Source organism: Acinetobacter sp. GXMZU3951 (assembly GCF_054457875.1).
Genome location: NZ_JBTLFO010000003.1, coordinates 313,000 through 339,882, shown reverse-complemented (window position 1 = coordinate 339,882; position 26,883 = coordinate 313,000). Strand labels below are relative to the sequence as shown.

Sequence of the window (26,883 nt, the reverse complement as noted above, 5' to 3'; positions counted from 1 at the left end):
GTGTAGGGCATCCCAAAGACGGCTTTGGGGGGCTAAAAGTTTAACGACTTCAATAATAACAAGATGAAAATAGACTTTATTTAAAACAATATATTTTTATATAATATATAATTAAATATATTAAATTGATTCGAGATTCACATGAGTTATCAAGCTATCACGCAAACAATTGCTAAAAATTTAAAAACTTTGCAGCAAGATACGCCTAAATTGATGCAAGGTTTTGGGCAGTTAAGTCAAGCAGCTTTAGAAAATGCAATCTTAGATACAAAAACCAAAGAGTTTATTGCCTTGGCCATCGCAGTTGAAAAACGCTGTGATGCTTGTATTGCCTTTCATACCAAGGCTTTAGTTAAACTCGGGGCGAGTCTAAAGGAAGTCGAAGAAGTATTAGGCGTTGCTGTTATGATGGGCGGAGGGCCATCCTTGATGTACTCTTCCCATGCCTTGGATGCCTTTCATGAATTTAGTAATGAGTCCGCTTAATCAGGTTGGATGCATTATCCAATTCGCAATCCGTTGCATGGTTTAATCATTGCTAAAATTTACCAATTACAGTCGATCCGAAAGGCCCGATGCATGGGCCTTACAACGCAGGGCTGAGCCTAAAATGACCTATAGGCAACTCTCTGTATCACACTGTTTACACTCCAGCATCATGCCCAACTTCTCCTGACGCCCTTGCTCAGTCATCACCCAAGGGCGATTTTGCCAAGGTGGCGTATGACGCACGTGTTGCGTATGCCCACAAGCCAAATCGGCAACCCAATGTTGTTCTTCATCTTGATGAAAGCCAATAATTGCCTGTTTCAATGCACAATCCTCAATACGTTATACAAATTTATCCATAAGAGATCATCGAAATTCGGAAATAGAACCCCATAATCTCCGTTATACTCCTTGTAGATTATACTTTTGAAAAAAGAGCTTTGATTATGCGCGTACTTGTTGTGATGGATCCCATCGAAAGTGTCAATTTGAAAAAAGACTCAACCATAGCCATGCTTTGGGCGGCAAGCCGTCGTGGACACGAACTAGGTTATGCACTACAACAAGACTTATATATTGAGCAAGGCAAGGCTTTTGGTCTGATTGCGCCTTTAAAGGTGTTTGAAGATTACAATCATTATTATGAATTGGGCGAAAAGAAGAAAGAATCCATCGCAGCTTATGATGTGGTGTTGATGCGTAAAGACCCGCCGTTTGATATGAACTTTGTTTATACCACCTATATTCTCGAGCAAGCTGAGCGTGAAGGCGCATGGATTATTAACAAACCGCAAAGCTTGCGCGACTGCAACGAAAAGCTGTTTGCCACACAGTTCCCTGAGCTACAAGTCCCGACTTTGGTGACTTCACAGCAACACTTGATTCGTGACTTTATTAAAGAACAGGGCGATGTGATTGTAAAACCGCTTGATGGTATGGGCGGCATGGGGATTTTCCGCCTGTATCAAGATGGCGTGAACATTGGCTCTACCATTGAAATGCTGACCAATCATGGCACGCTACCCATTATGGCACAGCGCTATATTCCAGAAATTGTGGAAGGGGATAAACGTATTTTGATGGTCAATGGTGAACCTGTTCCGTATTGCTTGGCCCGTATTCCACAAAATGGCGAAGTGCGCGGTAATTTGGCTGCGGGTGGCTTAGGTGAAGCCCGTCCACTGACAGAAAATGATCGCAAAATTGCCGCCAAAGTAGGTCCTTTCCTGCGTGAAAAAGGCTTGATTTTTGTGGGGCTGGATGTAATTGGCAATTATGTCACTGAAATCAATGTGACCAGTCCAACCTGTATCCGTGAAATTGACAATAAGTTTGGGACTAAAATTGCCGATGATTTGTTTGATGTCTTAGAAGCGGGACGTTCAAACATCTAATCAAGTTGTGATGCTTTCCCTTAATCCAGTGCAAAGGACCAAGGGAAAGCAATGTTATGCTGGGATTTTTATCACGCAGTAAAAAGAGGGTAAAGGAATCACATTTCAGGTTTTTAACAAAGATTGGTGTGTTTTTTACTAGATTAATAATAAAACTTGTTTAAACTTACAAAACTGAAGAAAAAAACAATGAAACGCTGAGGGAAAAAAAGTAAATCATCTTTCGCACCCCTCCGTTTGTGATTACAATTGTTAGCTTAAAATGAATTTTTGCCTCTATTTTTGAATTGAAGAATTAAACCGTGACTGATGCTCAGCAAATAAAGCCCAAACGCGTGATGATGATGGCCGCAGGTACCGGTGGACACGTTTTTCCAGCACTTGCCGTTGCGAAACAATTGCAACAACAAGGGGCGCAAGTGTCTTGGTTGGCAACGCCAACAGGCATGGAAAATCGCTTATTAAAAAATCAAAATATTCCAATTTACCAGATTGATATTCAAGGCGTGCGCGGCAATGGGGTGGTGCGTAAATTACTGGCGCCTTTTAAAATTTTAAAAGCCACACTCAGCGCCATGCGTTATATGAAGCAGTTGAATATTGAGGCGGTTGCCGGCTTTGGGGGTTATGTGGCAGGCCCCGGTGGTCTGGCTGCGCGGGTGTTAGGCATTCCGGTATTAATTCATGAGCAAAATGCGATTGCTGGATTTACCAATACGCAATTGTCACGTGTGGCAAGCACGGTTTGTCAGGCTTTTCCGAATACTTTTGCCACACAAGAAAAAATTGTGACCACAGGCAATCCTGTACGTCAAGAAATTACCGAAATTTTAAATCCATCGTGGCGCTATCAAGAGCGTGAAAAAGCCAATCAACCGCTGCGCATTTTAATTGTCGGGGGGTCTTTGGGGGCGAAGGCACTGAATGAATGTGTCCCTGAAGCCTTAAAATTATTGAATGTTCCCATGCGTGTGTATCACCAATGTGGTCAAAACCATGCTGAAGCAACACAGGCACGTTATGCCAATCTGCCGGCAACGCTTGAAGTTGAAGTTCATCCGTTTATTGAAGATATGGCTCAAGCCTATTCCGAAGCAGATTTGATTATTTGCCGTGCCGGTGCCTTAACCGTAACGGAAATTGCCACAGCGGGTGTGGCGGCGGTTTTTGTGCCGCTGCCAAGCGCTGTGGATGATCATCAGACCGCAAATGCCAAGTTTTTAGCGAACATTGGGGCAGCGAAAATTTGTCCGCAAGCCAATATGACGCCTGAAAGTTTAAAAGAATTGTTAGTGCCGTTAATGAATCGTCAATTGTTGTCTGAAATGGCAGTCAAAGCGCGTCAACAGGCTCAACCCGATGCAACCCAACATGTCGTTGAGTTAATTCAAGAATTGTGATCAGAGTAAGCTATGTCTCCATCTACACCTGCTGAACAAGCAAAGAAATTAATTAAAATCCCTGAAATGCGCCGTATTAAGCATATCCATTTCGTGGGTATTGGTGGTGCTGGGATGTGCGGCATTGCTGAAGTTCTGAAAAACCAAGGCTACAAGGTGTCAGGCTCAGATATTAAAGCCTCTAAAACCACCGCTCAGCTTGAAGAAAATGGCATCAAGGTTTATATCGGGCATGCCGAACAAAATATTCAAGGTGCCAATGTATTGGTGGTATCCACCGCGATTGACCCAGAAAACCCAGAAATTAAATCTGCGATTGAACACCGTATTCCAGTGGTTCGTCGTGCAGAAATGCTCGGTGAATTGATGCGTTACCGTCATGGTATCGCTGTTGCGGGGACCCACGGTAAAACCACCACCACCAGTCTCGTGACCTGTATGCTGGCAGAAGAAAACCTTGACCCAACTTATGTGATTGGTGGTTTGCTGAATCGTACGGGTGTTAATGCTGCATTGGGTGCCAGCCGTTTTATCGTGGCGGAAGCGGATGAGTCGGATGCATCATTCTTGCATTTGCAACCTATGGCCACCATTGTGACCAATATCGATGCCGATCATATGGATACTTATGGCGGTAGTTTTGATGTCCTGAAGGATACCTTTGTACAATTCCTGCAAAAACTTCCATTCTATGGTTTAGCCGTGGTCTGTGGTGATGATGCCAATATCCGTGAAATTATGCCGCGTATTGGTCGTCCGCTAATTACCTACGGATTTAACGAAGACAACGACATTCGTGCTGTTGATATTGTACAAGAAGGCATGCAGTCGCACTTTACCGTACTACGCAAAGACCGTGAACCTCTCCGTCTCACCATTAACTTGCCAGGCTTGCATAATATTTTAAATGCGCTTGCTGCCATTGGTATTGCGACGGATGAGGGTGTTTCAGATGCGGCAATTGCACGCGCCTTGGAAGGCTTTAGCGGTGTGGGTCGTCGTTTCCAAGTTCAGGGTGAATTTGAACTGGGTGAAGGTAATGTGAAATTGGTGGATGATTATGGTCATCATCCGAAAGAAGTTGAAGCGACCATTAAAGCTGCTCGTGCTAGCCATCCAGACCGTCGTTTGGTGATGATGTTCCAGCCACATCGCTTTAGCCGTACCCGTGACTGTTTTGATGACTTTGTCGATGTATTGTCGCAAGTGGATCAATTGCTGTTGCTTGAAGTGTATCCTGCTGGAGAAAAACCGATTGTCGGTGCAGATAGTCGTGCTTTAGCGCGTAGCATTCGTTTACGCGGTGAGGTTGAACCGATTTTAATCGATCCTGTTGAGGGGAATTTGCCGAATGTCATGCGTAAAGTGTTACAAGCGAATGACTTGTTATTAACACAGGGCGCAGGTAATGTGGGGGCTATCTCGATTGAGTTGGTTCAACATCAATTGTATGTGGACTAATACTTGTCCCAAATTTTCATGTAAGTAAAAAGTTATAACAGTTTAAGGATAAAAACGTGTCAAATGCTTCAAAGTTCGGCAAAGTTGCCGTGTTGCTTGGTGGTAAATCAGCTGAGCGTGAGGTTTCTCTCGATAGTGGTCAGGCTGTACTTGAAGCATTGATTCGTTCTGGGGTAAATGCAGAGGCTTTTGATCCTCAAAGCCGTAGTGTCACCGAACTGGTGAACTATGACCGTGCCTTCATTGTTTTGCATGGCCGTGGTGGGGAAGATGGTCAGATCCAAGGTGTCTTGGAGTGGCTCAATATTCCCTATACTGGCACTGGCGTGCAAGGTTCTGCGATTGGCATGGACAAGGTGAAAACCAAGCAAATCTGGCAGGGTTCAGACCTGCCGACTGCACCGTACCGCATTATTGATAAAGACAGTGATTTGAATGAAGTGGTTGAAAGCTTAGGCTTGCCATTAATTATTAAGCCTGTGCATGAAGGTTCGAGTGTGGGCATGAGTAAGGTGGAAAAGGCCGAAGACCTTGCTGCAGCAATTAGTAAAGCCACCCAGCATGATGCCGTGGTGATGGCCGAAAAATGGATTACAGGACGTGAATTTACCATTTCGTTCTTAAATGGACAGCCTTTGCCTGTAATTCGTTTACAACCGCCTGCGGATGTGGCCTTTTACGACTATGAAGCCAAATACCAGCGTAATGATGTGCAATATGGCATTCCTTGTGGCCTAAGTGAAGCTGAAGAGCAGCGTTTGCAGGCCTTGTGTTTGCGTGCTTTCCAAGCCGTTGGTGCAAGTGGTTGGGGACGAATTGATGCCATGCAGGATGAACAAGGCAATTTCTGGTTGCTGGAAGTGAACACTGTACCGGGGATGACGAGCCACTCTTTGGTGCCTAAAGCTGCCAATGCAGTAGGTTATAGCTTTGATGCGTTATGTGTCGCTATTTTAGAACAAACACTTACAGGTGCAGCACACTAAGTTATGGCTCAACTTCCAGCTTCGATGCGTCGCAAACGTGCGGCAATTACCTCGATTCATGACAAACCACCCACGCGTAAAGAACAGCTGACCAACGTGGGTGGTTGGCTGCTCTTGATTATTGCATTTGTGGTTTTGGCGGCTGGAATTTTTGGTTTATACAAAGTCATGACCGATGCGCGTGTAGCAGATCTGGATGTGGTTGGAACGCGTTCCGATGCCGAACAGCGTCAGGTCATGCTACATGTCGCACCTTCAGTACAAAATAATTATTTTACTTCAGATTTAGAGCAAATCCGTGATCGTGCCTTAGAACTTTCTTGGGTTGATCGTGTGGTGGTGTCGCGTGCTTGGCCGAATGCCATTCGCGTTCGAGTGATGCCACGCCATGCGATTGCACGTTGGGGAACGGGTCGTTTACTCAGTGATAGTGGTGATGTCTTTGCTGAAGTCACGCCACGCAACTATCAACAATTGCCATTGCTTCATGGGCCGATCAGCCAATCTAAAACCATGATGCGTCGCTATAATGAAATTAATCAGTTATTCCTTCCAGTCAACCTTCGCCTCAAAGAACTATATTTAACGGAGCGTATGACTTGGTTTATGCAGTTTGATTCTGGATTACGTGTTATTGTGGATCAAGATCAAATGATGAGTAAGCTACAACGCTTGAGTCATCTTGCACAAAGCGATTTGAAGCCTGTATGGTCTCAAATTTCGGCCATCGATTTACGATATAGGAACGGTTTAGCCATCCAGTGGAAGAGTGCAGCCCCACCCAAGATTGTAAATGGTCATTTTGTTGTAACGATTAATGACACAAGCATTGCGGATGGGATAAATGCAAAGCCATAATGACTGGCTTTATAAATAGAGGCGTAAAGCCATAAATTAAACAAACATGTAATGGTAGTAAATAATGAGTGAAGCTGTTCCCTCAGTTGTTGCGATTGACATTGGGACACATAAAGTTTCAGTTTTGATTGGTAAGGTGCACGCCCCAGATAAGATTCAAGTTATCGGGATGGCGACTGCGCGAAACCGTGGAATGAACAAAGGCAAAATCGTGAGCTTGGATAAAGTCATCACGGCGATAAAAAATGCCGTTCAAGAAGCGGAAGATATGGCAGAGTGTCGTGTGCATTCCGCTTGGGTGTCTATTCCAAGTGCAGAATTAAAAAGTTTTTATGCTTCGGGTCGTACCCCCATTGAAAATGCAGAACACAGTATTACCACCAATGAAGTGGTAAGAGCATTAGAGTTGGCTAAAGCCAGCCATATTACTTCGGATCACTACTTGGTGAGTGCCGTGCCTTTGGGCTTTGAATTGGATGATTCACCAGAGTGGGTGCAAAATCCAATCCGAATGTCTGCACACAGTATGAAAGGCCATTATCAATTGATGATGTTGCCGATCAGTACCATGCAGAATTTGGATCGGGCCATGAAGGGTGCCAACATCACTGTAGAAAAAATGGTGGTCTCATGTTTGGCTACCGCTGAAGCCAGTTTGCTGAAAGATGAAAAAGAATATGGAGTCTGCTTACTCGATATTGGAGCGGGAACCACCAATCTTGCCGTCTATTTAGATGGCCGACTCGCCATGGCAGAGACTTTGCAGCGTGGCGGTGAGCATGTGACCCGGGATATTGCCGCAGTCTTGCAAACCACGACGGAAGAAGCAGAAAGAATTAAACTACTTTATGGTTGTGTTGATTTAAAAGTGGTGAAGCCTGATCACATGATTCAAATTCAGGGGATTGATGGTCCACAAACCATTAGCCGAATTGAATTGTCTGAAATTATGATTGCTCGCTACGAAGAAATACTAACCCAAGTGCGTGAAGTCTTGGAGCGCAGTGGCGCCATTCACGGCTTATATCATGGGGTGGTTCTAACGGGCGATGCCTGCCAGATTGAAGGCATGGTAAGTTTAGTACGTCGCATGTTGGGTATTTCTGCACATTTAGGTAATCCTCCAGTACAGGTGTATGCGGATGAACCGTATTTAGCCGCTTTGCGTCGTTCACAATATGCGACTGCCGCAGGCTTGCTGATGTATAGTCAGGGTGATCCACAAGAAACGTTAGTGGAAACCGTTGATCCTGAAAAATTGTCTTTCTGGAAACGCACTGGGCGGGCATGGTCAGGATTAAATGATAAGTTGAAATCTATTTTTTAGTTGTATTTTTTGGGAATATTGTTTGGAAGTTGTACGCTAAGCAGTCAAGACTTGACAAGCTAGAGATAGGGCAGCATCCTAAAACCAATTTTTATTTATGCAGATCAAGGCAGTATACGGGCTTAAGTGACTGCCAATTACGAATTAGGAAATTTAAAGGTCATGGCCTCATTTGAATTTTTAGAAGATGATCAAAACGATAGCAACGGTCAAGCCCGTTTCACTGTATTTGGTGTAGGTGGTGCAGGCGGTAATGCGGTCCAACACATGTTGGAATCTGACATTCAGGGTGTGAAATTTGTTTGTGCCAACACGGACAAACAAGCTTTAGATCGCATGAATGCGCAATTTAAAATCCAGTTGGGTGAACAAAGTACTCGTGGCTTAGGCGCTGGTGCCAATCCACAAGTGGGTCAAACCGCTGCGGAAGAAAGTCGCGAGTTGATTCGTCAACATCTTGAAGGCACCGATATGGTGTTCGTGACCGCTGGTATGGGTGGTGGCACGGGTACAGGTGCTGCACCCGTAGTTGCGGAAATTGCCAAAGAAATGGGCATTTTGACGGTTGGTGTGGTCACAACGCCGTTTAACTTTGAAGGTAAGCGCCGTCAACAATCTGCAGAAAAAGGTATTGAAGCCTTAGAAGCGCATGTAGATTCCCTGATTATTATTCCAAACCAACGCTTATTAAAAGTGTTCCGCGACATCTCCATGAAAGATGCCTACAAAAAAGCGGATGATGTATTGCTGAATGCCGTCCGTAGTATCTTTGATTTGGTGGTGCGTCCTGGTCATATTAACCTTGACTTTGCTGACTTGAAAACTGCCATGAGTACACGTGGCTATGCCATGATGGGTGCAGGCTCTGGTCGTGGTGAACATCGTGCGCGTCAAGCGGCAGAACAGGCGATTCGCAGTCCATTACTCGATAATGTCACTATTATGAATGCCAAAGGGATTCTGATTAATGTCACGGGTGGTGATGACGTAACCTTCGGTGAAATTGAAGAAATTACTGATGTAGTCAATCAAATCGTCGACTTGGATGAAGGTCAAGTTTTCTACGGTACGGTATTTGATCCAGATGCGCGTGATGAAATCAGTGTGACTGTGATTGCAACTGGCTTAACCCGCAATTCTGCGGATGCTATTGAGCCGACCAAACGTCCAAACACACAAGTTTCACGTTCAAGCACGACGACTCAAGTGGTTGAAGAAGATGATGTACCTGCAATTCAGCGTCAGCAAAGCGATGCGCCTGCAATTAATGCAGCTTCATCTGCGGGTGCTTCACGCCCAACGCCAATGAGTATTCAAGATTATTTGAAAAATCAGCAACGTAAGTGATTATTTATCAATATCTTTTTCTCAAGATATGACAAAAAGGTAGCGGAAACGCTACCTTTTTGTTTTTTATCAATGGCTAAATATGCTAACGTATAGCGGATTTATGGGCAGATGATAGAAAAAGCATGTTGAAACAGCGTACCCTGCAACGTGTCGTGAAAGCGAGCGGTATTGGTCTTCATAGTGGGCAAAAGGTATTAATGAACTTTGTGCCGCACCATGTGGATGGGGGAATCGTGTTTCGTCGTATCGATTTAGAGCCACCTGTCGATATTCCTGCCGATGCTACGCTGATCCAAGAAGCTTTCATGTGCTCTAATTTGGTTCAAGAAAATGCCAAAGTTGGTACCATTGAACATGTGATGAGTGCGATAGCGGGCTTGGGCATTGATAACTTAATTATTGAAGTGTCTGCATCTGAAGTGCCAATTATGGATGGCAGTGCAGGTCCCTTTATCTATTTGTTAATGCAGGGCGGTTTGGTTGAGCAGAATGCACCGAAAAAGTTCATCAAAATTCTAAAACCTGTCGAAGCCCTGATTGATGACAAACGTGCCATCTTTACCCCACATTCAGGTTTTCAGCTGAATTTCACCATTGATTTTGATCATCCCGCATTTAAAAAAGAATATCAGTCTGCCACCATTGATTTTTCGACGGAAACTTTTGTCTATGAAGTCAGTGAAGCACGGACTTTTGGCTTTATGAAGGACCTCGATTATCTGAAAGCCAATAACCTGGCTTTGGGCGCCAGTCTGGATAATGCGATTGGGGTTGATGATACTGGAGTGGTGAATGAAGAGGGCTTACGCTTTTCCGATGAATTTGTTCGTCACAAAATATTAGATGCTGTAGGGGATTTATACTTATTGGGTCATCAAATTATTGCGAAATTTGATGGATATAAGTCAGGACATGCTTTAAATAATCAATTATTACGCAATGTCCAAAGTGATCCGAGTAGCTACGAAATTGTAACATTTGATGACATGGAACAATGTCCAATTCCCTATGTAAGTGTGACATAAGTCATTGTCTTATAGGGATTACGTTATAATATAACAAATTAAAAATGAGAAATAAATCACATTGTTGCGAATAGGGTTTGCATCTGAAGTCTGCTCAGTTACTTTTTATTGCTTGCCAAACGTCGCATGGCTTGGCTAAGCTTAGGGTCGCTCACAAAGTCGGCAGCCCCTTGCAATAAGTCTTGGGTTTCTGGACTAAGAGATCTTGAAGGTTGTTCACTCGAACTGTGGTTTTTGGGAGAAACTCTTAAACGAACCTGTAGTTTTTGTAAATCTTTCAGCTCTTCAAGTTGTGATAATTGAACAATATAGTGTTTTTGTAAGTAACCAAGTTGACTCACCATCGCTTGATTTTCACCTGTTATGGTCAAAACGCCATATTGATAACAAGCAACCTGCCATTGCTCTGGTTGAGGCAATAAAGGTTGAATACGTTTGCTAAGTTTCTGCCACGCAGCAACTTGGGTTGAGAGAAACGACAAGTTTCCTGTTTTTATGCGTTTTCTTGTTTGTTGAAAGAGATTCTCTGGTTCAGACATACATATTACCTTCATATTTGTGTCTTAATCTTATGCGTTCCTTTCAGTAGATATCAAGGAAGAGATCACGCAAGGAACTTTTGTAAGAACAGTTTAAAGAGGTTATTTATGCACACGAGACGTATTTTATTGGCATTTTCTTTAGCCGCGTCGACCGCTTCGGTTGCTTTCGCTGATTTAGTTCAATTGAATTCAAATACTACCGCTTCACCAGATCGTATTGAACAGCTGACTCAAACCTTGGCTCAGGGTTCTTATGCTGAACCGGAAGATATTGATATTCCAGCAACGACACAGATATCTGTGAAGTTACGTGAAAAAACCGTCGAACTAAATAATGCGTCGATTGCTAAAAAATATGGCAATACATCTACGTATTCAGCATCTTCAACAAATCCTTATTCTTGGTTGGTTGCACACCCTTTACCTGATATGAAGCGCGTAAGTTCAAATTATGGTGGTCGTACCATGGGTGGTCGTGCGGAACATCATTCTGGTTTAGATTTGTCTGCCCCAAGTGGCACTCCAATCTATGCAACCGGTCCAGGAGTTGTGACCAAATCGGGTTGGGGCACAGGCTATGGCCAGTATGTTGAAATTAATCATGGGAATGGCTATATCACCCGTTATGCCCATGCCTCTCGTCTTATTGCACGTGTAGGTGACCGCGTAGACGCGGGTGAACATATTGCTAATGTCGGTTGTACAGGGCGTTGTACAGGTCCACATTTACACTACGAAGTTGTTAAAGATGGTCAGCGTAAAAATCCATCTACCTACTTAGCGATGTTGCCATAATCTTAACGCTGATTAATTGTTAAGTGATTTCAAAGGCAGTGCATTGGGTTTAACCTCTATCCAATGCACTGCCTTTTTGCTTTTGTGTTATTTGCACCATAATAGGGAGGTTTCCTTCATCTTTTTTTCATACTATCAGGCAAAAGAATTTTATTTGTATAAAAAATCTACATTATTGGCGATTTTTTGTTAATTTGAGTGTTAAATCGTCATCAATTATTTATTTTATAAATAGTGGTGCATATCCGTATTCAGCTGCAGCGATAACTTCTAATACCAAAGTATGGTACATATATAGAATAGATTAAGCTTAAGGAATAGGTGGATTATGGCGTTTTATGGCGATACAGATGCGCAAGAAACCCAAGAATGGCAAGATGCTTTCGATTCGGTTCTAAAACACATGGGAACAGAGCGTGCTGCATTTTTATTAGAAAAATTATATCAACGTGCAATCGCGAAACATGTTCCTATTCAGCGCTTAAACACTCCTTATTTAAATACGGTTTCTGTTGAAGAACAACCTGCAATGCCAGGCGACCAAGATATGGAACGCCGTATTCGTGCATTGATTCGTTGGAATGCCTTAGCAATGGTACTTCGTGCGAATAAAACTGGTGATGACTTAGGTGGTCACTTGGCAAGTTTTGCATCTTCTGCAACATTATATGATGTTGGTTTTAACCACTTCTTCCGTGCAGGCAACGACCACTTCGGTGGTGACATGATCTATTACCAAGGTCACTGTGCGCCAGGTATTTATGCACGTTCATTCCTCGAAGGTCGTTTGACTGAAGATCAATTGAACAACTTCCGCCGTGAAGTCGGTGGCAATGGTTTACCAAGCTATCCGCATCCATATTTGATGCCGGACTATTGGCAATTCCCAACGGTATCGATGGGTCTCGGTCCAATCATGTCGATTTATCAAGCACACATTCAAAAATATTTGATGAACCGTGGCTTGATCAAAGAAGAAGATCGTAAAGTCTGGGCTTATCTTGGCGATGGTGAGATGGATGAACCAGAAAGTACTGGTGCAATTTCACTTGCCGGTCGTGAAAAGCTCGACAACCTCATTTGGGTGGTGAACTGTAACTTACAGCGTCTAGATGGTCCGGTCCGTGGTAACGGTAAAATCATTCAAGAATTAGAATCTTTATTCCGTGGTGCGGGCTGGCGCGTGATTAAGGTGGTATGGGGTCGTCATTGGGATCCACTACTTGCAAAAGACAGCACAGGCGCTTTAAAAGCGGTCATGGAAGAAACAGTTGATGGTGAGTACCAACGCTATCAAGTGAAAGGTGGTGCCTATACGCGTGAGAAATTCTTTGGCAAGTACCCAGAAGCTGCGGAACTTGTAAAAGATTTAAGCGATGAAGACATTGATAATCTAAACCGTGGTGGTCATGACCCGTACAAAGTATTTGCAGCTTATGCGGAAGCAATGAAAGCCAAAGGTCAACCGACGGTAATTCTTGCGAAAACTGTCAAAGGTTATGGTTTATCTGAAGAAATTGAAGCGGTCAACAAAACGCACCAAATCAAGAAGATGCAGATTGACTCATTAAAGTATGTGCGTAACCGTTTTAACTTGCCATTTACCGATGCGCAACTTGAAGAAGTTCCATTCTACCGTCCAAGCGAAAATTCACCTGAATTGAAATACATGAAGGCGCGTCGTGAAGCATTGGGTGGTTACTTACCTGCACGTCGTAAAGAAAGTGAGCAATTAGCCATTCCTGAATTATCCGTCTTTGATGCGGTATTAAAAGGTTCTGCAGGTAAAGAACAATCGACTACGATGGTGATGGTGCGTTTAATTTCTTCACTCTTGAAAGAAAAAGCGATTAAAGATCGCGTGGTGCCAATTGTACCTGACGAAGCACGTACTTTCGGTTTAGAAGGTATGTTCCGTCAATTGGGGATCTATGCTGCACATGGTCAGAAATATACCCCTGAAGACCAAGAACAATTGATGCATTACCGTGAAGCAAGTGACGGTCACATGCTTCAAGAAGGCATTAACGAAGCGGGTGCGATGAGTGCATGGGCGGCGTTGGCAACCAGTTATTCAACCAATAACTTGCCAATGATTCCAATGTACATGTACTACTCAATGTTTGGTTTCCAACGTATTGGTGATATTGCATGGGCGGCAGGTGATGCGCAGGCTCAAGGCTTCTTGTTGGGTGCAACGGCTGGTCGTACCACACTGAACGGTGAAGGCCTACAACACCAAGACGGTCACTCACATATCCTTGCGAACACGATTCCAAACTGTGTGTCTTATGACCCATGTTTCGGTTATGAATTGGCGGTGATCGTACATGATGGTTTACAACGTATGTATGTGAACCAAGAGCGTATTTTCTATTATTTAACCGTGATGAACGAAAACTACGAACATCCTGAAATGCCAGTTGGCGCTGAGGAAGGCATCAAACGTGGTATGTACTTGTTCCAACAAGATGACAAAGCCACTGTTCAATTGTTAGGTTCGGGTGTGATTCTGCGTGAAGTGATCAAAGCAGCGAAAATTTTGCGTGATGAATACCAAATCCATTCGAATGTCTGGAGTGTGACCAGCTTTAACGAGTTGGCGCGTGATGGTATGGCATGTGAAGAATACAACCGCTTACACCCTTTAGCTGAACAAGCGAAAGAAGCGTGGGTATCTGAGTTACTTCGTCCTACTGATGGTATCGTCGTGTCTGCAACTGACCATATGCGTGCTTATAGCGAACAAATCCGTGCTTATCTACCAGACAACCGTCCATTCGTGGCTTTAGGTACAGATGGTTATGGTCGTTCAGATACACGTGCTAACTTACGTAGCTACTTCGGTGTAGATGCTGCGCATATTGTGGTAGCAACGTTGAAAAAATTGGCGGATGAAGGTGAAGTTGATGCGCGTTTAGTGAAAGATGCCATTTCTTCATTTGAACTCGATACAGACCGTCCAGTGGCATGGGCTCCTCAGGCACATCCTGAAGTTCAAGCCGTAGCAGACTACAAAGAACAATCAGGTGAGGAGAACTAAGTATGCAAATCAAAACACCTGATATTGGCGTAGATAAAGCCACGGTTGCAGAAATTTTAGTGAAAGTGGGCGATCAGATTGCCGTTGATGACAGTCTGGTCTTGCTTGAGTCCGACAAAGCCTCTGTTGAAGTGCCTAGCACTTCGGCAGGTGTGGTGAAAAGTATCAGTGTTGCAGTGGGCGATGAAGTCGCTGAAGGCGCTGTACTGATTGAACTCGAATCTGAAGCGGCTGCAACGCCTGTTGCAGCGAAAGCTGAAGAAAAAGCGGCTGAGCCAGCACCAGTGGTTGCTGCTCCAGAAGTTACAACAGCAGCTACATCGGCTAGCTCAAGTGCAAGTACGATTGTTGATGTACAGGTTCCAGACATTGGTGTGGAAAAAGCAGTCGTCGGTGAGTTACTGGTCAAAGCTGGTGACAGCATTGAAGTGGATCAAAGTATCGTGGTGGTTGAATCTGACAAAGCCACGGTTGAAGTGCCAAGCACGGTTGCCGGTACGGTTGAAAGTGTTGAGATTCAAGCGGGTGATACCGTCAAAGAAGGCGTTGTGCTGCTCAAAGTGAAAGTCGCGGGCGCTGCTACGGCTCCAACACCTGCAACAACGGCTAGCGAAACCCAGTCTGCATCCGTTGCCGTTGAACCTGCTCAGGCTCCTGTGGCTGCAGCTGCGCCAGTGGCGACTGGTGCAGTTGAAATCACCGTGCCTGATTTAGGGGTCGACAAAGCCGCAGTGGCTGAAATTTTGGTGAGTGTGGGTGATCGTGTTGAGAACGATCAAAGCATTATTGTGGTTGAATCGGACAAAGCCACAGTTGAAGTGCCAAGCACCACAACGGGTGTGATTAAAGCGATTCATGTTGCTGCTGGGCAAAGTGTTGCACAAGGCATGCCTTTGGTGACTATTGAAGCTGAGTCGGCAGCGCCTGCGGCACAAGCACCTGTAGCTCCTGCAAAAGCTCAACCCCAAGCCGCAGCGCCTGTTGCTGCCGCTGCTAAAGTTGAAACGGTACCTGTTCAAGCAACAGGTGTAGATAAGCTGACCAAAGAGCAAAGTGCAGAAAATGCCAAAGTTTATGCCGGTCCTGCGGTACGTAAATTAGCGCGTGAACTCGGTGTGATCCTTGGCCAAGTACAAAGCTCGGGTCCACATGGTCGCTTAATGAAAGAAGATGTGTTTGCCTATGTGAAAGCACGTTTAACTGCACCACAAGCAGCCCCAGTTGCTCCGGCTGCGCCAGCAGTTTCAGGCTTGCCAAAACTTCCTGACTTTAGCGCTTTTGGTGGTGTGGAAGAAAAAGTGCTGACACGTTTGCAGCAAGTGTCGATTCCGCAATTGTCATTAAATAACTTTATTCCACAAGTGACACAGTTTGATTTGGCGGATATTACTGAGCTGGAAGCATGGCGTAATGATCTTAAAGGCAACTTTAAGAAAGAAGGCATTAGCCTGACGATTATGGCGTTCATCATCAAAGCGGTTGCGCACTTGTTGAAAGAAGAACGTGAGTTTGCAGGTCACTTAGCAGATGATGGTAAATCAGTGCTGTTGCGTAACGAAATCCATATGGGTATTGCTGTAGCAACACCAGATGGTTTAACGGTTCCTGTATTACGTAATCCAGACCAGAAAACTATTAAACAAATCGCAGTTGAATTGGGTGTAATAGGTCAGAAAGCCCGTGACAAGAAACTTTCACCGAAAGACTTGCAAGGGGCCAACTTCACCATTTCAAGCTTAGGTGCGATTGGTGGTACAGCCTTCACACCGTTGGTGAACTGGCCACAAGTGGCAATTTTAGGTATTTCACCTGCGACGATGCAGCCTGTCTGGAATGGTCAAGGTTTTGATCCTAAATTGATGTTGCCATTGTCGTTATCTTATGACCACCGTGTGATTAATGGCGCGGATGCAGCACGTTTCACCAATAAATTAACCAAGTTATTGGCAGACATTCGCAGCTTATTGCTCTAATTCAGTTTAAATCAGCGCATAAAACCTCGCCTTGGCGGGGTTTTTTTATGAATCATAAACAGTAAATTGTAAGACTCTGTTGAGAAGTCTCGTGCGATTCAAGGATTTGGTTAAAATGAAGCGAGATAGAACAGCAACAAATTCAATGCAGGGAGAAGCATGCAGATGTGGCCATTTTTTAAATTCATGCTACCAATCGTCTTGTTGGTTTTGGTCTTAATGGGCTTTTGGTTGAGTGTGTTGCATTTTCCATGGGGCTGGGTCACCTATTTGGTCATGGGGTTGGAAATCTTCACTGCGACCATTGTGTTCTCTATGGAGTTTCAAGCACAAAACATCGGGGGTGCCAGTGGTTGGGGGAGTTTTGGTTGGCTCGGGTTTAACCTCGGTTTGGCCTTGCTCTTGGGGCTGTTGCGTGCAGCGCTCTGGTTGGTACAACGCGTCGGCTTTCACTTTTAAAGCCCTAAATTTCATCGTGGGCTATTAAAAACTGCATGAAAGATTTGAAAAATTGAGTGAATTTTATATAATAGCGATGATTCATTGGGGAGTAGCCGCTTTTTACGTCATGTAAAAAGGTGATGATCAACATAATTGTTCCACAGAACATGGTCATCATAGCAAAGAACCAAATAAGCTCATCAAGCAGCTTTTTTTGTTGGCAAGACCTTTGATTTACCACTCTGCATCAATCTATTTGATTTTGGCTAGCAGGAGGGGTAAGTCATAGGCAAATTTTGCTAGCCAGAGAAAAGACCTTATGCATGAGTTCCTCATTTCGACAGCAATTGTCGCTCTCGCTGAAATGGGTGATAAAACCCAGCTTCTTGCCTTATTACTGGCTGCACGTTTCCGTAAACCTGTTCCTATTTTGATTGCCATTTTGGCCGCAACTTTGATTAACCACGGTTTGTCTGCGGTATTGGGTCAATGGATTACCACGGTTTTAAGTCCTGAAGTGTTAATCTGGGTGTTATCACTTGGCTTTATTGGCATGGCTGCGTGGATGCTGATTCCAGATGAGCTGGATGATGAAACCGATAGCATTAACAAATGGCAAAAATTTGGCGTCTTTGGTGCAACATTTGTGTTGTTCTTTTTAGCTGAAATTGGTGATAAAACCCAGATCGCAACCGTCGCCTTGGCTGCACGTTATGACAGTATTTTTTGGGTCATGGCGGGTACTACTGTGGGTATGATGTTGGCGAATGCACCAGCAGTCTTTGTCGGGAATAAGCTCGCAGACAAACTGCCAATTGCGTTAATCCATAAAATTGGCGCAGCCATCTTCCTGATTATCGGGGTCTCCACCTTGGTACAGCATTATTTCTTCTAAGCCGAAGTATGATTATGGAAAACCCAGCGAATTAGTTGGGTTTTTTATTATGTAAATCAGATAAATAAGCATAAAAAACTCAAAACTAAATCTGTATATTTATTGTAAGTTACGCTATTTCCCTTTATGTTATAAGGAATTAAAAATTGAACTTATACAATACAAATATTGGGGTTTTGCTATGGCTTTTGATCGCACCACATCGCAAGTGTTGTTTGATAATGGCACACATAAGTGCATCAGTTTTACCAGTTTAGTCAAAGGTGAAGGCGTACAGGCAAACCAGTTTCTGATAGTAGATCATGAGCGCGCTGCAGTTTTAGATCCAGGGGGCGATTTAACCTATGTTCCTTTAACCATGGAGCTAAATAAATACACCCGTTTAACCAATCTCGATTATGTGATGGCATCGCATCAAGATCCTGACATTATTACTTCTATGCCACGTTGGTTGGTCTATACCGATGCCAAAGTGGTCGCATCTAAATTATGGGCGCGCTTCTTGCCGCATTTAAACTCGGCTTTTATGAGTGACCGAATGAAAGGTGGTTGGTTAGAACGTTTGATCGAATTGCCGGACCACGGAGGGATCATTCCTTTGGGTGAATCCAGTATTATTGTTGTCCCTGCTCATTTTCTACATTCAGTTGGGAATTTTCAATTTTACGACCCAATCGCAAAAATTTTGTTTTCAGGTGATATGGGCGCATCTATGGTGGATGATGCCAATAAGCCCTTGGAAAATTTTGCTGCGCATATCCCAAAAATGAAAGGTTTCCATCAACGTTATATGTGTTCCAACAAAGTGATTCGCCTTTGGGTAAACATGGTGCGCAGCATGGATGTTGAAATGATTGTGCCACAACATGGTACGCCGTTTATCGGCAAAGAGATGATTAACCAATTCTTGGATTGGATTGAAACTTTAGAATGTGGCATTGACTTAATGGATGAAAGTATTTTTACCTGCCCAACCTAAAGCCAGTTTGCATTAAGCCGATCAGCAGAGATTGACTGGTTGATTCGAGTCAGTCTCGACCCTTGAAACTGGGGTCGCAAGGCATTTCCCAGGGTACTTGCATTTTTAAATGATATTTTTTTAATAAAAAATGAAATTTAAAGCTAAATTTGTTTATAATAGCGCACGGAAATTACCAGTGAGACTGTTATGTTGACCATCGTTCAAGAAGCGTTAACCTTCGATGATGTCTTATTACTCCCTGCCTATTCTACTGTCCTCCCAAAAGATGTCTCTCTAAAGACACGCCTGACTCGTGGCATTAACTTAAATATCCCTCTCGTTTCAGCAGCAATGGATACCGTGACTGAATCACGTATGGCAATTGCGATGTCACAAAACGGTGGTATTGGTATTTTGCATAAAAACATGGATATTGCTGCGCAAGCTGCAGAAGTACGCCGTGTGAAAAAATTTGAAGCAGGTATGGTCAAAGACCCAATTACAGTAACACCAGAAACCACAGTACGTGAGTTGATTGCGATTACGCAAGCCAACAACATTAGTGGTGTGCCTGTAGTGAAAGATGGGAAAGTGGTTGGTATTGTGACAGGACGTGATACACGTTTTGAAACCAATCTAGAACAGCCTGTAAGCAGCATTATGACGGGTCAAGACCGTTTAGTGACTGTGCGTGAAGGTGAATCTAAAGAACAGATTCAGGCATTATTGCAAAAACACCGTATTGAAAAAGTATTGGTGGTTGGCGAAAACAATGAACTGAAAGGTTTAATTACGGTTACTGATTTCCGTAAAGCGGAACTCTATCCAAACAGCTGCAAAGATGACCTTGGTCGTTTGCGCGTGGGTGCGGCAGTCGGTACAGGTGTAGAAACACCGAGCCGCGTAGAAGCTTTAGTGGATGCGGGTGTTGACGTGATTGTGGTGGATACTGCACACGGTCACTCTGCAGGCGTGATTGAGCGTGTACGCTGGGTGAAACAGAACTACCCTCAAGTTCAAGTGATCGGTGGTAACATTGCAACTGGTGATGCTGCATTAGCATTATTAGATGCAGGTGCGGATGCAGTGAAAGTGGGTATTGGTCCTGGTTCAATCTGTACTACGCGTATTGTAGCGGGTATTGGTATGCCGCAAATCTCTGCGATTGATAGCGTTGCCAATGCATTAAAAGACCAAATTCCTTTAATTGCTGACGGTGGTATTCGCTTCTCTGGCGACATGGCAAAAGCGATTGGTGCTGGTGCGAGCACGATTATGGTCGGTTCACTCCTTGCAGGGACTGAAGAAGCCCCAGGTGAGGTTGAATTCTTCCAAGGTCGTTACTACAAAGCATACCGTGGCATGGGGTCATTGGGTGCTATGGCGGGTGCGACAGGTTCTGCGGACCGTTACTTCCAAGACTCGAAAGCGGGTGCTGAGAAGCTGGTTCCAGAAGGCATTGAAGGTCGTGTACCATACAAAGGACCAATGGGTAACATCGTACATCAAATGATGGGCGGCTTGCGTTCTTCGATGGGTTATACCGGTTCTTCTACGATTGAGGACCTACGTCAAAATGCTAAGTTTGTGAAGATTACCTCAGCAGGTATGTCTGAATCACACGTGCATGATGTCACCATTACCAAAGAAGCGCCAAACTATCGCGTTGGTTGATTTTTAGTAAATTAGATTCAAAGAGACCGTCAACACTATGACGGTCTTTTTTATTTTGGTGTAAAGTATTTCACTATGACAAAAGGTGGATCACAACACCTAGATATAAGAAGTGAGTAAAACATGAGTTATTTCGGCACAGATGGTATTCGAGGGAAATTTGGCGAACTACCCATTACGCCTGAATTTGCACTAAAGCTAGGATTTGCTGCAGGTAAAGTTCTTAAAAGAATTACGCAAAAAAATAAACCGATTGTCGTTTTGGGTAAAGATACGCGTTTGTCGGGCTATATTTTAGAGGCGGCATTACAGGCAGGTTTAAATGCAGCGGGTGTTTATGTGCATTTATTGGGTCCATTGCCAACGCCAGCGATTGCTCACCTAACTCGTGCTTTACACGCCAGCTTGGGTATTGTGATTTCTGCTTCGCATAACCCATATTTTGATAACGGCATTAAATTCTTTTCAGGTGAAGGGAAAAAATTGCCAGATGAGCTGCAAGAAGCCATTAATCAAGAACTGGAAAAAGAGCTATTGATTGAGGACACGGCCAATTTGGGTAAAAGTGTTCGCGTCAAAGATGCCAATGGTCGTTATATCGAATTCTGTAAATCGACCTTCCCTTACCATTTTGATTTGTCGGATTTAAAAATTGTGGTGGACTGTGCCAATGGTGCAGCCTATAACGTGGGACCAGCCGTGTTTATAGAATTGGGTGCCAAAGTGGTGGCTCTCTATAATGAACCTGATGGTCTGAATATTAATCAGGACTGTGGTTCGACGCATCCTGAACGTTTGCAAAAAGCAGTGGTTGAGCATGCTGCGGATGTGGGGATTGCCTTTGATGGTGATGCCGACCGAGTGATTATGGTGGACCGTCATGGTGAACAAATTACTGGCGACCATATTTTGTATATTTTGGCGACCCAAGCCAGCAAAAAACCTGCAGGCATTGTCGGGACAGTCATGAGCAATATGGCGCTGGAACTGGCACTCAAGCAGGCTGAAGTACCCTTTGTGCGTGCCAAAGTGGGTGACCGCTATGTCCTTCAAGCGCTTGAAGAACATCAGTGGGTGATCGGTGGCGAGCCATCAGGTCATATCTTAACGCTCGATAAGAGCACGACAGGAGATGCCATTATTGCAGCATTACAGGTGCTAACGGTAATGGTGGAGCAGAAAAAGGCCCTGCATGAACTGGTTGCAGATTTTAAACTGTTCCCGCAAGTGTTGGTCAACGTGCGTCTAGAACAGATGATTGACCCGTATGCAAACCCAGCGATGGTGGCCGAATTTGACAAAGCCGAAGCCCAACTGGCGGGTCGTGGACGACTGTTGATTCGTAAATCAGGAACTGAGCCTGTGATTCGTGTCATGGTTGAAGGTGATCAACTGGAAGAAGTGACTGCATTGGCGAATCATCTCGCGGATGTGGTCCGTACCCAAGCTGCTTAAGGAATATGCCATGAGCGATTTAATTAAAGATCTCAGTGAATTGCGTTTAAGTTACCAAAAAGGGGAATTGCTTGAGTCAGAAGTGGAGCAGCATCCACATGAGCAATTTCTGAATTGGTTCAATCTTGCGCTTGAGGCACGTTTACACGAACCCTATGCGATGTATTTGGCCACAGCAAATCGCCAAGGCCGTCCGCATGTGCGGACCGTGCTGTTGCGTGGGGCGACTGAAGCTGGTTATGACTTCTATACCAATTATGATAGTCAAAAAGGCTTGGATCTGATTGATAATCCGTATGCAGAGTTGTTGTTTTACTGGCCTGAACTGGAACGCCAAGTCCGTGTCAGTGGTCGGGTTGAAAAAATCTCGGAAGATGAAGCGACAGCCTATTACCGTAAGCGTCCGCGTGACAGTCAAATTGCGGCACATATCAGTACTCCGCAAAGTGGTGTAATTGCCAGTCGTGATGAACTGCAGCAACGTTTCCAGAATTTGCAAGATCAGGTGGCAGAGCACGCTGAACTGAACAAACCAGCTTTCTGGGGAGGCTATCGTTTGCAACCAGACTATTATGAATTCTGGCAAGGACGACCAAATCGTTTACATGACCGTCTCAGTTATGAAAAAATCGACGGTATATGGAAATTACAACGACTCATGCCGTAAATGACACAAATACAGATTAAGCAACGACCCTATTTAACACGCCCTGAAAATTTTCAGGGCGTGCCAGCTTTTATTGCACAAATTTTGGCGCGCCGAGGCGTAGAATCGGAACAAGAGCTTGAACTCAAGCTAAAACATCTGTTGGCTCCAAGCTTAAAAGGATTGGCTCAGGCAGTTGAACTGCTCGATCAGGCGATTGATCAGCAAAAAAAAATGGTGATTGTCGGGGACTATGATGCCGATGGCGCGACCAGCACAGCCTTAATGATCTTGGCTTTAAAAGAGATGGGCGCGCAGGTGAACTATCTGGTGCCGGATCGTTTTAAATATGGTTATGGTCTGACGCCCGCAATTGCAGATTTGGCATTTAGCAAGTTTCAGCCCGAAGTCTTGGTGACTGTCGACAATGGTATTTCCAGTCATGCTGGTGTAGCGCAAGCGCAAGCACACGGCATACAGGTGGTGATTACTGACCACCACCTGACCAGCAAGGAAACGCCTGCTGCCGAAGCTGTCGTGAATCCCAATCAATTGGGATGCGAATTCCCGAGTAAGGCGCTGGCAGGGGTGGGTGTTGCCTTCTATTTGTTGGCAAACCTAAGTAGTGCCCGTGCCCAGCAAGGTAAATCCAGTGCCAAAATTGCACAATATCTGGATTTGGTCGCTTTAGGCACCTATGCCGATGTCGCAGCACTCGATTATAACAACCGTATTTTGGTGGATGCCGGAATCAAGCGCATTCAGCAACATCAGTGTCGGGTTGGAATTTCAGCTTTATTAGAAATAGCCGGACGTGATGCTGCACAACTCAAAGCGCAAGATTTAGGATTTGTCTTGGGTCCACGGATTAATGCCGCGGGACGCATGGAAACCATGGATATTGGCATTGAATGCTTATTGGCAGAGGATTACAGCACAGCCTATGCTTTGGCTCAGCAATTGAATCAGCTCAATGTCGAACGTCGCCAAGTAGAAACGCAAATGAAGCAGGATGCGCTCACTGCTTTGGCACAATTTAAATTGGATGCGACAGAACCCCCTGCGGCATTGATTTTATTTGAACCACATTGGCATCAAGGGGTGATAGGCATTGTCGCGGGTCGCTTAAAAGAACAATTTCATCGCCCTGCGATTGTGTTTGCCGCAGATGAAGATGGCGAACATATTAAAGGCTCGGCCCGTTCCATCGAGGGTATTCATATTCGTGATGCCATAGAAACCATTGCCGAACAATCGCCGCACTTGGTCAGTCATTTTGGTGGACATGCTGCAGCAGCAGGCTTGACCATTCAGAAACAGCATTTTGATGAATTCAAACAGCAATTTGTACAGTTGATCCAAAGCATGGATGAAGCCTTGTTTCAAGCGACTTTGTGGACGGATGGTGAATTGCCGGCTGAGGCTTTGAATTTAGAAACGGTACATCTGTTACAGCATTTGACCCCTTGGGGGCAAAAATTTCCAGCTCCGATTTTTGAAGGGCAGTTTAAGGTCTTGGATTATCGTTGGTTAAAGGAATTACATCTGAAACTACGCCTAGCTTTAGACAATGGTCAGATCGTCGATGCAATCGCTTTTAACGCTGCGGACAAATTTCAGTTTGATCCGATGCAATCCTCGGTGCATTTGGTCTATGAGTTAGAGCAAAATAGTTTTAACGGACAGGTCAGTCTACAACTCAGAATTTTACATTTGCAGTAAAATTATCCCAATAAAAAAAACCGCTGAAAACAGCGGTTTTTTTATGGAGATTGCTTGGGAAAATTAGAAGCGGTATTTCGCTGCTACCCCAAATTTGTTGTAGTCGTTATTGCCGACTTCACCAAAACCGACACGACCTTCAAGGCTGACTTGTGGGGTAAAGAATTTACGTGCATTCACGCCAAATTCGTTGACATCGCTCAAGTCGTTGCTGTAGTAGTCTGCACCGACACTGAAGCTTTTATCAATGAAGTAGTCGGCAGCAAGGTTGTATTCATCGAGGTCACCGAACGAAGCGCCTGCTTCAAGGTTAATGTCTTTACCATTGCTGAGCTGAGTTACATATTTGGCACGTACCGTTGGATCTACGCCATCATCGTAGTCATTGTCATAGCCTTTCAGACCTAACGCAACTAAGAAACCTGGTGCAGGTAAGTAACCGACTTCAGCACCATACAGTGTTGTGTCAAAATCAGGACCATATTTATGCTCTACATCCTGGCGACCAATGTTACCACTGACGTAGAAATCTGAATTTGGAACAAAGTATTCAACACCAGCACCGTAGTTATTCACTTCGTCATCACCGACTTCATTGTAGCCATAGTGAGCATTGATATTGCTTGCACGGTCTAAGAATGCAGCTTCTGCTAAAGGAGCATTACGGCTTTGAACAGGGTTGAAATAATATGTGCCATCAACACCAAAAGAGCCACTTGAGCTGCCGTTATCCGGATCGATTAGTCCAGCTGAAGCACCGACTTCGGCTTGATATGCATGTGCTGTTCCAGTCATTGCAACGACAGAAAACAACGCTGAAGCAATTGCTAATTTTTTCATGGAAATGACCCCTCTGAAATTTGGCTAAAAGAATAAATTAAATTTTTTGTTACAAGTTCAGTCTAAGTGAAATTGGGTTTTCTTCAACCGTGCAACGGTTACGGAATTGTTTAAAGCGTAATGTTGTGTAAATTTTTAATTATAAAATATTGATAAATAATAATTTAAATTTATGTAGTTATTTATTAAAACTGTGGATTTTCTATGAATAACATAGAATTTGGTGAAAAAAACGACGAAATTGTAAGGGGAAACGACATCAATCGTTGGGTGAAACAGGACTTTTTAAGATCAGCATGAAATTCAGGAGATGTGCCAAGCGGTGATAACAACAGGCTAAAACTCTCGAAAAGCTCTGTGCTATAATTGAGGGCTATTTAAGCTAATAATTGATTTGAGAGTAGCTCCCGTGGAAATTAATCCTTATTTAAACCAATTAAAAGATTTAAACGACCGTGGTCAAACACTACGGGGGTATCTTTGACTACGATCTAAAGAAAGAGCGTTTAGAAGAAGTTCTACGTGAATTAGAAGATCCTGCGATTTGGAATGACCAAAGCCGTGCACAGGCAATGGCCAAAGAAAAAGGCGAACTGGAAAACGTTTTAAACGTGTTAGATGGTTTAGCCACCCAACTAGAAGATGCACAAGCCATGCTGGATTTGGCGGTAGAAGCCGATGATGAAAGTTTATTGGCCGATGTGCAATCTGAATTAAGTTCAGCAGAAGAAGAACTGGCAAAACTTGAATTCCGCCGTATGTTTAGTAATCCCATGGACCCGAATCCTTGTTATGTAGAAATTCAGGCAGGTTCAGGCGGGACTGAAGCGCAAGATTGGGCATCGATGTTACTGCGTATGTATATGCGCTGGATTGAACGTCATGGCTTTAAAGCTGAACTGATGGAAGAATCAGACGGTGATGTGGCTGGGATTAAGTCCGCCACGATTCGTGTAGAAGGTGAATATGCCTACGGTTGGTTACGAACTGAATCGGGCGTACATCGTTTAGTGCGTAAATCGCCATTTGACTCGGGTAACCGTCGTCACACATCATTCTCTGCGGTGTTTGTTTCGCCAGAAGTCGATGATAACATTGAAATTGACATCAATCCTGCTGATGTGCGTACCGATACTTACCGTGCTTCGGGTGCGGGTGGTCAGCACATTAACAAAACCGATTCTGCGGTCCGTTTAACCCACGCGCCAACAGGCATTGTGGTGGCGTGTCAGAACCAGCGTTCACAACATGCCAACCGTGACCATGCTTGGAAACAGTTACGTGCCAAGTTGTATGAGCTGGAAATGAGCAAGCGTAACGAAGCGGCGCAAGCCCTTGAAGACTCCAAGTCTGATATTGGCTGGGGCAGTCAGATTCGTTCTTACGTATTGGATGACTCACGCATTAAAGACTTACGTACCGGTGTGGAAAACTCGAATACGGGTGCGGTATTGGATGGTGATCTGGATAAATTTATTGAGGCGAGCTTAAAGCAAGGCTTATAAGTGAAGCATCATCAGTAACTTAGCCAAGTTTGATGCAGTTCTTTACAATATATCTAAAATATTCGATATAAAAATCGAAAAAATACGATATATTAATGGGG

The 26,883-nt window shown here is 44.2% G+C and carries 23 protein-coding genes and 1 riboswitch; of the genes, 20 read left to right on the top strand and 3 right to left on the bottom strand.

The window, feature by feature from the left end; genetic code table 11:
* Positions 1–141 precede the first annotated feature (141 nt).
* Positions 142–486: a carboxymuconolactone decarboxylase family protein gene (locus ACX17N_RS07395; RefSeq protein ID WP_458891883.1), complete on the top strand. Its 345-nt coding sequence runs from the start codon at positions 142–144 to the stop codon at positions 484–486.
* A 129-nt stretch (positions 487–615) separates the two neighbouring features.
* On the opposite strand, the gene ACX17N_RS07390 is transcribed toward ACX17N_RS07395, so the two are convergent.
* The gene (locus ACX17N_RS07390; RefSeq protein WP_458891882.1) at positions 616–813 is read right to left on the bottom strand and encodes a DUF3565 domain-containing protein; all 198 of its coding nucleotides are present in this window, start codon (positions 811–813) and stop codon (positions 616–618) included.
* 122 nt (positions 814–935) lie between these two features.
* Between ACX17N_RS07390 and gshB the strand changes: the two genes are divergently transcribed.
* The 8 genes from gshB to lpxC all read left to right on the top strand — a co-directional run bounded on the left by gshB (position 936) and on the right by lpxC (position 10,290).
* Complete coding sequence (gshB, locus tag ACX17N_RS07385; protein WP_458891881.1) at positions 936–1,883, top strand: glutathione synthase; 948 nt, start codon at positions 936–938, stop codon at positions 1,881–1,883.
* A 302-nt stretch (positions 1,884–2,185) separates the two neighbouring features.
* Entirely contained in the window at positions 2,186–3,283 is a 1,098-nt protein-coding gene (gene murG / locus ACX17N_RS07380; protein WP_458891880.1) for an undecaprenyldiphospho-muramoylpentapeptide beta-N-acetylglucosaminyltransferase, read from the top strand.
* Between the two features lie 12 nt (positions 3,284–3,295).
* Positions 3,296–4,744 (top strand): UDP-N-acetylmuramate--L-alanine ligase, encoded by a 1,449-nt coding sequence (murC, locus tag ACX17N_RS07375; protein ID WP_458891879.1) that lies wholly within the window; start codon positions 3,296–3,298, stop codon positions 4,742–4,744.
* 56 nt (positions 4,745–4,800) lie between these two features.
* Positions 4,801–5,730, top strand: coding sequence for a D-alanine--D-alanine ligase (locus ACX17N_RS07370; protein ID WP_458891878.1), 930 nt, complete (start codon positions 4,801–4,803; stop codon positions 5,728–5,730).
* A 3-nt stretch (positions 5,731–5,733) separates the two neighbouring features.
* Positions 5,734–6,588 carry a cell division protein FtsQ/DivIB gene (locus ACX17N_RS07365; protein WP_458891877.1) on the top strand — a complete coding sequence of 285 codons (855 nt, stop codon included), beginning with the start codon at positions 5,734–5,736 and terminating at the stop codon, positions 6,586–6,588.
* A 64-nt stretch (positions 6,589–6,652) separates the two neighbouring features.
* Positions 6,653–7,915: a cell division protein FtsA gene (gene ftsA, locus ACX17N_RS07360; protein WP_458891876.1), complete on the top strand. Its 1,263-nt coding sequence runs from the start codon at positions 6,653–6,655 to the stop codon at positions 7,913–7,915.
* Between the two features lie 162 nt (positions 7,916–8,077).
* Positions 8,078–9,262 (top strand): cell division protein FtsZ, encoded by a 1,185-nt coding sequence (gene ftsZ / locus ACX17N_RS07355; RefSeq protein WP_458891875.1) that lies wholly within the window; start codon positions 8,078–8,080, stop codon positions 9,260–9,262.
* 125 nt (positions 9,263–9,387) lie between these two features.
* Positions 9,388–10,290, top strand: a complete 903-nt coding sequence (gene lpxC, locus ACX17N_RS07350) for a UDP-3-O-acyl-N-acetylglucosamine deacetylase (RefSeq protein ID WP_458891874.1) — start codon at positions 9,388–9,390, stop codon at positions 10,288–10,290.
* Between the two features lie 98 nt (positions 10,291–10,388).
* Here lpxC and ACX17N_RS07345 read toward each other — a convergent pair whose 3' ends face one another.
* Positions 10,389–10,829 carry a DUF721 domain-containing protein gene (locus tag ACX17N_RS07345; protein WP_458891873.1) on the bottom strand — a complete coding sequence of 147 codons (441 nt, stop codon included), beginning with the start codon at positions 10,827–10,829 and terminating at the stop codon, positions 10,389–10,391.
* Positions 10,830–10,937: 108 nt separating this feature from the next.
* Between ACX17N_RS07345 and ACX17N_RS07340 the strand changes: the two genes are divergently transcribed.
* The 10 genes from ACX17N_RS07340 (at position 10,938) to recJ (ending at position 24,437) form a co-directional block, all read left to right on the top strand.
* On the top strand, positions 10,938–11,627 hold the full coding sequence (locus ACX17N_RS07340) for a M23 family metallopeptidase (RefSeq protein WP_458891872.1): 690 nt from the start codon (positions 10,938–10,940) through the stop codon (positions 11,625–11,627).
* A gap of 328 nt (positions 11,628–11,955) precedes the next feature.
* On the top strand, positions 11,956–14,670 hold the full coding sequence (gene aceE / locus ACX17N_RS07335) for a pyruvate dehydrogenase (acetyl-transferring), homodimeric type (RefSeq protein WP_458891871.1): 2,715 nt from the start codon (positions 11,956–11,958) through the stop codon (positions 14,668–14,670).
* Positions 14,671–14,672: 2 nt separating this feature from the next.
* Positions 14,673–16,643, top strand: a complete 1,971-nt coding sequence (locus tag ACX17N_RS07330; protein ID WP_458891870.1) for a 2-oxo acid dehydrogenase subunit E2 — start codon at positions 14,673–14,675, stop codon at positions 16,641–16,643.
* A 165-nt stretch (positions 16,644–16,808) separates the two neighbouring features.
* Positions 16,809–17,102, top strand: coding sequence for a hypothetical protein (locus ACX17N_RS07325; RefSeq protein ID WP_458891869.1), 294 nt, complete (start codon positions 16,809–16,811; stop codon positions 17,100–17,102).
* Positions 17,103–17,176: 74 nt separating this feature from the next.
* Positions 17,177–17,319: riboswitch (yybP-ykoY riboswitch) on the top strand.
* An 84-nt stretch (positions 17,320–17,403) separates the two neighbouring features.
* Positions 17,404–17,979 carry a TMEM165/GDT1 family protein gene (locus ACX17N_RS07320; RefSeq protein WP_458891868.1) on the top strand — a complete coding sequence of 192 codons (576 nt, stop codon included), beginning with the start codon at positions 17,404–17,406 and terminating at the stop codon, positions 17,977–17,979.
* A 181-nt stretch (positions 17,980–18,160) separates the two neighbouring features.
* Positions 18,161–18,958: an oxygen-binding di-iron domain-containing protein gene (locus ACX17N_RS07315; protein WP_458891867.1), complete on the top strand. Its 798-nt coding sequence runs from the start codon at positions 18,161–18,163 to the stop codon at positions 18,956–18,958.
* 189 nt (positions 18,959–19,147) lie between these two features.
* Entirely contained in the window at positions 19,148–20,614 is a 1,467-nt protein-coding gene (gene guaB / locus ACX17N_RS07310) for an IMP dehydrogenase (protein ID WP_241625463.1), read from the top strand.
* Positions 20,615–20,737: 123 nt separating this feature from the next.
* A complete protein-coding gene (gene glmM / locus ACX17N_RS07305) occupies positions 20,738–22,069 on the top strand; it encodes a phosphoglucosamine mutase (RefSeq protein ID WP_458891866.1) in 1,332 nt (443 codons plus the stop codon).
* Between the two features lie 10 nt (positions 22,070–22,079).
* Positions 22,080–22,736: a pyridoxamine 5'-phosphate oxidase gene (gene pdxH / locus ACX17N_RS07300; protein WP_458891865.1), complete on the top strand. Its 657-nt coding sequence runs from the start codon at positions 22,080–22,082 to the stop codon at positions 22,734–22,736.
* Positions 22,737–24,437 carry a single-stranded-DNA-specific exonuclease RecJ gene (gene recJ, locus ACX17N_RS07295; RefSeq protein WP_458891864.1) on the top strand — a complete coding sequence of 567 codons (1,701 nt, stop codon included), beginning with the start codon at positions 22,737–22,739 and terminating at the stop codon, positions 24,435–24,437. It begins immediately after the preceding gene.
* Between the two features lie 63 nt (positions 24,438–24,500).
* On the opposite strand, the gene ACX17N_RS07290 is transcribed toward recJ, so the two are convergent.
* Entirely contained in the window at positions 24,501–25,277 is a 777-nt protein-coding gene (locus ACX17N_RS07290) for a putative porin (protein ID WP_458891863.1), read from the bottom strand.
* Positions 25,278–25,686: 409 nt separating this feature from the next.
* Between ACX17N_RS07290 and prfB the strand changes: the two genes are divergently transcribed.
* Positions 25,687–26,782 (top strand): peptide chain release factor 2 gene (gene prfB, locus ACX17N_RS07285; RefSeq protein ID WP_458891862.1). Its coding sequence is split into 2 segments (ribosomal slippage): positions 25,687–25,758 and positions 25,760–26,782, totalling 1,095 coding nucleotides; the frame shifts between segments, so codons are not numbered across the junction.
* Positions 26,783–26,883 lie beyond the last annotated feature (101 nt).

Bases quoted from the DNA above. Each gene is read 5' to 3' on its own strand.
- ACX17N_RS07395 (WP_458891883.1), top strand. From the start codon at position 142: ATGAGTTATCAAGCTATCACGCAAACAATTGCTAAAAATTTAAAAACT.
- gshB (WP_458891881.1), top strand. From the start codon at position 936: ATGCGCGTACTTGTTGTGATGGATCCCATCGAAAGTGTCAATTTGAAA.
- murC (WP_458891879.1), top strand. From the start codon at position 3,296: ATGTCTCCATCTACACCTGCTGAACAAGCAAAGAAATTAATTAAAATC.
- ACX17N_RS07365 (WP_458891877.1), top strand. From the start codon at position 5,734: ATGGCTCAACTTCCAGCTTCGATGCGTCGCAAACGTGCGGCAATTACC.
- ftsA (WP_458891876.1), top strand. From the start codon at position 6,653: ATGAGTGAAGCTGTTCCCTCAGTTGTTGCGATTGACATTGGGACACAT.
- ftsZ (WP_458891875.1), top strand. From the start codon at position 8,078: ATGGCCTCATTTGAATTTTTAGAAGATGATCAAAACGATAGCAACGGT.
- lpxC (WP_458891874.1), top strand. From the start codon at position 9,388: ATGTTGAAACAGCGTACCCTGCAACGTGTCGTGAAAGCGAGCGGTATT.
- ACX17N_RS07345 (WP_458891873.1), bottom strand. From the start codon at position 10,829: ATGTCTGAACCAGAGAATCTCTTTCAACAAACAAGAAAACGCATAAAA.
- ACX17N_RS07340 (WP_458891872.1), top strand. From the start codon at position 10,938: ATGCACACGAGACGTATTTTATTGGCATTTTCTTTAGCCGCGTCGACC.
- aceE (WP_458891871.1), top strand. From the start codon at position 11,956: ATGGCGTTTTATGGCGATACAGATGCGCAAGAAACCCAAGAATGGCAA.
- ACX17N_RS07330 (WP_458891870.1), top strand. From the start codon at position 14,673: ATGCAAATCAAAACACCTGATATTGGCGTAGATAAAGCCACGGTTGCA.
- ACX17N_RS07325 (WP_458891869.1), top strand. From the start codon at position 16,809: ATGTGGCCATTTTTTAAATTCATGCTACCAATCGTCTTGTTGGTTTTG.
- ACX17N_RS07320 (WP_458891868.1), top strand. From the start codon at position 17,404: ATGCATGAGTTCCTCATTTCGACAGCAATTGTCGCTCTCGCTGAAATG.
- ACX17N_RS07315 (WP_458891867.1), top strand. From the start codon at position 18,161: ATGGCTTTTGATCGCACCACATCGCAAGTGTTGTTTGATAATGGCACA.
- guaB (WP_241625463.1), top strand. From the start codon at position 19,148: ATGTTGACCATCGTTCAAGAAGCGTTAACCTTCGATGATGTCTTATTA.
- glmM (WP_458891866.1), top strand. From the start codon at position 20,738: ATGAGTTATTTCGGCACAGATGGTATTCGAGGGAAATTTGGCGAACTA.
- pdxH (WP_458891865.1), top strand. From the start codon at position 22,080: ATGAGCGATTTAATTAAAGATCTCAGTGAATTGCGTTTAAGTTACCAA.
- recJ (WP_458891864.1), top strand. From the start codon at position 22,737: ATGACACAAATACAGATTAAGCAACGACCCTATTTAACACGCCCTGAA.
- ACX17N_RS07290 (WP_458891863.1), bottom strand. From the start codon at position 25,277: ATGAAAAAATTAGCAATTGCTTCAGCGTTGTTTTCTGTCGTTGCAATG.